Below are 4368 nucleotides of genomic sequence, written 5' to 3'. Positions count from 1 at the left end.
AGGCTCGAACTCGCTACCTCCACCTTGGCAAGGTGGCGCTCTACCAGATGAGCTATGCCCGCGGAACAGGTGTTATTCTAACAGAGGGTGTGCACTTTGTCAAGCAATTTCCTCAAATTTTTCTCTTTAATTTTCTTCCGCACCGCCGGTGTCCCACACGAACTCAATGAGGCCCACCGGTCCGGAGGCGGGATAATAGGTGATGGTCCACGCAGGCGTATCCGTCAGCTCCAGCTTTTCCCGGATCTGGGATACCACATTGCTCACCCGCTCCGGGTCCTCATCCTCCCGCCAGTAGCCGATCCGCACCGCCAGCTCGCTCTCCCCTGCCGCCAGCGCAGCCTCCAGAAGGCTGGGCAGCGCCTCCGTACTGGTGGCGTTCACCACCGCCTGAATCTGCTGGGCCGTGCGCCGGTAGCTGATCTGCACGGAGATCTCATAGTACCCCCGCTGGGCGCGGCTGGAGGAGGTAATGTACTCCACAGCATAGGCGCCCATGGGCGTCTCCTGCTGGATCTCCGTGGTAGCCTGCTCCAGCGTCTCCGCCACAGCCATGTCATCGGAGAAGTTGTAGAGCCGGATGGTGGCGCTCTCCGTGTGCTGGCCGATCAGCAGCAGCACGTCGTTGACCACGTCCTGATAATTCTCCGCCCGCAGCGTGCCGGCGGCCTCGCTCTCCCAGAACTTGCTGCTGTGGGGCTCCACGATGCTGTACTGCCGTTCCAGCAGGGAGGCGCACCCCGTCAGCAGACACAGCGCCGCCAGCGCCGCCAGGACGCCTGTTTTCCGTTTCAAGGGCACACCTCCTCTCCGCGTTACATACCCAGATCTTCGTTAACGAGGATGACTTCCGCCTCCATGCCCATCATGGGACCCCACAGCTCCACCAAGCCCCGGCAGATGCGGTCCGGGCTCTTGCAGTCGTAGCACCGGTCGCCGTTGACCGCACAGGGGGTCTTTTTCTCCAGCCGCTGGGCATTCCGGGGGGCGGCAATGTTCCGGGCCCGCCACAGCGCCTCATCCCGGGTGGGGGCCAGTTTGTTGGCACCGATGACGAAATACACTTTTTTGTGGCCGTAGAGGGTGGAGGCCACCCGGTTGCCGGCGCCGTCGATGTTGAGAATCTCTCCCGTCTCGGCCAGGCCGTTGGCGGAGGTCAGGTACACGTCGGCACCTGCCGCACGGGTCCGCTGCTCCGGGCCGCCCTGCCAGTGCCAGTACACCTGATTGTGGGCCGCCAGCCGGTCATAAAGGCCCAGCTGCTGCACCGTCACAGACCCGCCGATGCCCACACTGACGCCGTCAATGGCGCCGTTTAAGTAGTCCGCCGCCTCTGCGCCGGTTTCAAACACACGGACCGTATAGCCCCGCTGCCGCAGGGCCTGTTCCACTTTCGTAAAATCCGCCATCTCAGATTTCCTCCTTTTGATAATCTCCGAATCCCTCGCCCAGCACGTCGTGGGCGTCGCACACGATCAAAAAGGCCGCCGGGTCCAGCGCATGCACCGTGCGCTTGATCTGCACGATGTCCCGCTGTTTGAACGCCACCATGAGTACCTGCTTGTCCCTGCCCGTATAGGCGCCCTGTCCCCGCAGGATGGTCACACCCCGGTCCTGTTCCTTCAAGAGTACCTGGGCCAGGGCCTCCCACCGGTCGGAGATGATGTAGGCCACCTTGGACGTGTCCAGTCCGTAGAGGACCGTGTCCATGACCCGGGTAGCCACAAACAGCGATACCACGCCGTAAAGCGCCGCCTCCACCCGGCCGAAGGCCAGGGCCGCCAGCACCAGCACCACACCGTCCGGCAGCAGCATCAGCTTGCCCATGGGCAGCCAGGACCAGCGCAGCTTCAAAAGGCGCGCCACAATATCCGTCCCGCCGGTGGTGGCCCCCTGGGCAAACACAATCCCCAGGCTCAGCCCCATGAGCGCACCGCCGCACAGGGAGGCCAGCATGGGGTCCATGGGGGCAAAGGGGTGCACCACGGCGATCACGTCAATGGCCACCGAGCTGACCGTCATGGAAAAAAGGGAGGAGGCCAGCAGGTGGAATCCGATATAATGCCACCCGGCCAGAAACAGCGGGATATTCAGCACGATGGTCAAAATACCCACCGGAACGCCGGGAAGCAGCGCGTTGATGACCTGGGCAAGGCCGGTGATGCCGCCCATAGCCACCGCGTTGGGATCAAAAAACCAGTCGAACGCCAGGCCGAACAAAATGGACCCAACGGTAATGAGCCCGTAGCTTTTCAGTTTTTCCTTCATTTCGCCGTCCTCTCACTCCAAAAGATCCATCTGCCGCTCCTCTGTGTCCTCCTGACGCAGCAGCGCGCCGGCAGCGGGCAGAGCCCGCACCCGGTAACGGCTGATGTTGGAAATGCTGGTTTCCTCCAGCGGCACCACGTCCTCCAGGTGGTACTTGGGCTTGAGGGTCATGACCGCCACCCCCTGGGTGGTGCGGGTGGTTTTGGGGGCCAGCAGCGCCGTGTGGAACACCAGGCAGCGCCGCTCCGAGGAGTACACCGCCACCTCCCGGTCCTCCGTCAGGTGCAGCACGCACCGCAGGGGGGACTTGTCAGAGTAGGCGCCGGTGAGCTTGCGGCGGTTGGAGGTGGTCTGGTAGGCCTTGAGCTCCACCCGGGCAGCCTTGCCGTTTTCAAAGAAGAACACCAGCGCGCCGGTATAGTCCCCGGGCAGTACCGCGTACACCACGCTCTCCTCGCTGTCCATGGCCAGCTTTGCCGGCAGGTAGTCGCCCAGGACGCTGGCCTTGGCGTCGTCGAAGTCGCTCAGGTGGGTCTTGTACACCTGGCACTTGTCCGTAAAGAACATGATCTCGGCGGCGTTGGTGGCCTCGAAGCTCTGGGCAGGGCCGTCGCCGTCCTTGTACTTCTGCTCGCTGTTCATCCGCAGAGAGGCAGGAGTGATCTTCTTGAAGTACCCCTCCCGGGAGAGGAACACGGTGACGGGGTAGTCGGCCACCTCGGACTCCTCGGTGTACTGCTCCACCTCGTGGCCCATGACGATGGTGGTGCGGCGGGGCTCGCCGTACTTCTTGGCCACCGCCGACAGCTCCTCCACGAGGATCTTCTTCACCCGGCGGGGATTTGCCAGGATGTCCTCCAGGTCGTCGATCTCATTTTGCAGGGCCTCCGTCTCATTGACCCGCTTGAGGATATACTCCTTGTTGATATTGCGCAGCTTGATCTCCGCCACGTACTCCGCCTGGACCTGATCGATGCCGAAGCCGATCATCAGATTGGGAACTACCTCCGCCTCCTCTTCCGTCTGGCGGATGATGGCGATGGCCTTGTCGATATCCAGCAGAATCCGCTTGAGGCCCTTGAGAAGGTGGAGCTTTTCCTTGCGCTTGTTCAGCACGAAGTACGTCCGCCGCCGGACGGACTCCGTGCGCCAGGCGGTCCACTCCTCCAGGATCTGCCGCACCCCCAGTACCCGGGGGCTGCCGGCGATGAGCACGTTGAAGTTGCAGGCGAAGGCGTCCTCCAGGGGCGTGAGCTTGTAGAGCTTGGTCATGAGCTTGTCCGGGTCCACGCCCCGCTTGAGGTCGATGGCCAGCTTCAGGCCCGTCAGATCCGTCTCATCCCGCATGTCGGCGATCTCTTTGGCCTTGCCCGCCTTGATAAGCTCGGCCACCTTGTCCAAAATGGCCTCCACGGTGGTGGAGTAGGGGATCTCGTAGATCTCGATGAGGTTTTCCTCTTTCACATACCGGTAGCGGGCCCGCACCCGGACGCTGCCCCGGCCCGTATCGTAGATATCCCGCAGGGCGTCCGGGTCACAGATGAGCTGGCCGCCGGTTGGGAAGTCCGGCGCCAGCAGCGTCTCCGTCAGGTCACAGTCAGGGTTTTTCAGATAGGCGATGGTGGTCTCGCAGACCTCCTTGAGATTGAAGCCGCAGAACTGGGACGCCATGCCCACGGCGATGCCGCTGTTGGCACTGACCAAAATGTTGGGGAACGTGGTGGGCAGCAGGGCGGGCTCCTTCATGGTGTTGTCGTAGTTATCCACGAAGTCCACCGTGTCGGCGTCGATATCCCGGAACAGCTCGGCGCAGATAGGCGTGAGCTTGGCCTCCGTATACCGGGGGGCGGCGCAGGACATGTCCCGGGAGTAGCTCTTGCCGAAGTTGCCCTTGGAGTCCACAAAGGGCGTCAGCAGCGCGCCGTAGCCCCGGGAAAGGCGCACCATGGTGTCGTAGATGGCGGCGTCACCATGGGGGTTGAGGCGCATGGTCTGGCCCACGATGTTGGCCGACTTGGTGCGCGCACCTGTTAAAAGGCCCATTTTGTACATGGTGTACAGGAGCTTGCGGTGGGAGGGCTTGAAGCCGTCGATCTCCGG

The 4368-nt window shown here is 62.7% G+C and carries 4 protein-coding genes; all 4 read right to left on the bottom strand.

All coding sequences use genetic code 11. The features are described from left to right. Positions 1 to 126: 126 nt before the first annotated feature. Positions 127 to 795, bottom strand: a complete 669-nt coding sequence (locus tag QZS13_RS09950) for a hypothetical protein (protein ID WP_295588532.1) — start codon at positions 793 to 795, stop codon at positions 127 to 129. Between the two features lie 20 nt (positions 796 to 815). Further along, positions 816 to 1409: a lactate utilization protein gene (locus tag QZS13_RS09945; protein WP_295588530.1), complete on the bottom strand. Its 594-nt coding sequence runs from the start codon at positions 1407 to 1409 to the stop codon at positions 816 to 818. Between the two features lies 1 nt (position 1410). After that, positions 1411 to 2268: a YitT family protein gene (locus QZS13_RS09940; RefSeq protein WP_295588527.1), complete on the bottom strand. Its 858-nt coding sequence runs from the start codon at positions 2266 to 2268 to the stop codon at positions 1411 to 1413. A 12-nt stretch (positions 2269 to 2280) separates the two neighbouring features. Then, positions 2281 to 4368: DNA gyrase subunit A (locus QZS13_RS09935; RefSeq protein ID WP_295588524.1), on the bottom strand; the 2088-nt coding region annotated here is incomplete at its 5' end.

This window comes from uncultured Oscillibacter sp. (assembly GCF_900546705.1).
In the GTDB taxonomy this organism is placed as follows: Bacteria; Bacillota; Clostridia; order Oscillospirales; family Oscillospiraceae; genus Oscillibacter.
This window is presented reverse-complemented; position numbering and strand designations above follow the sequence as displayed.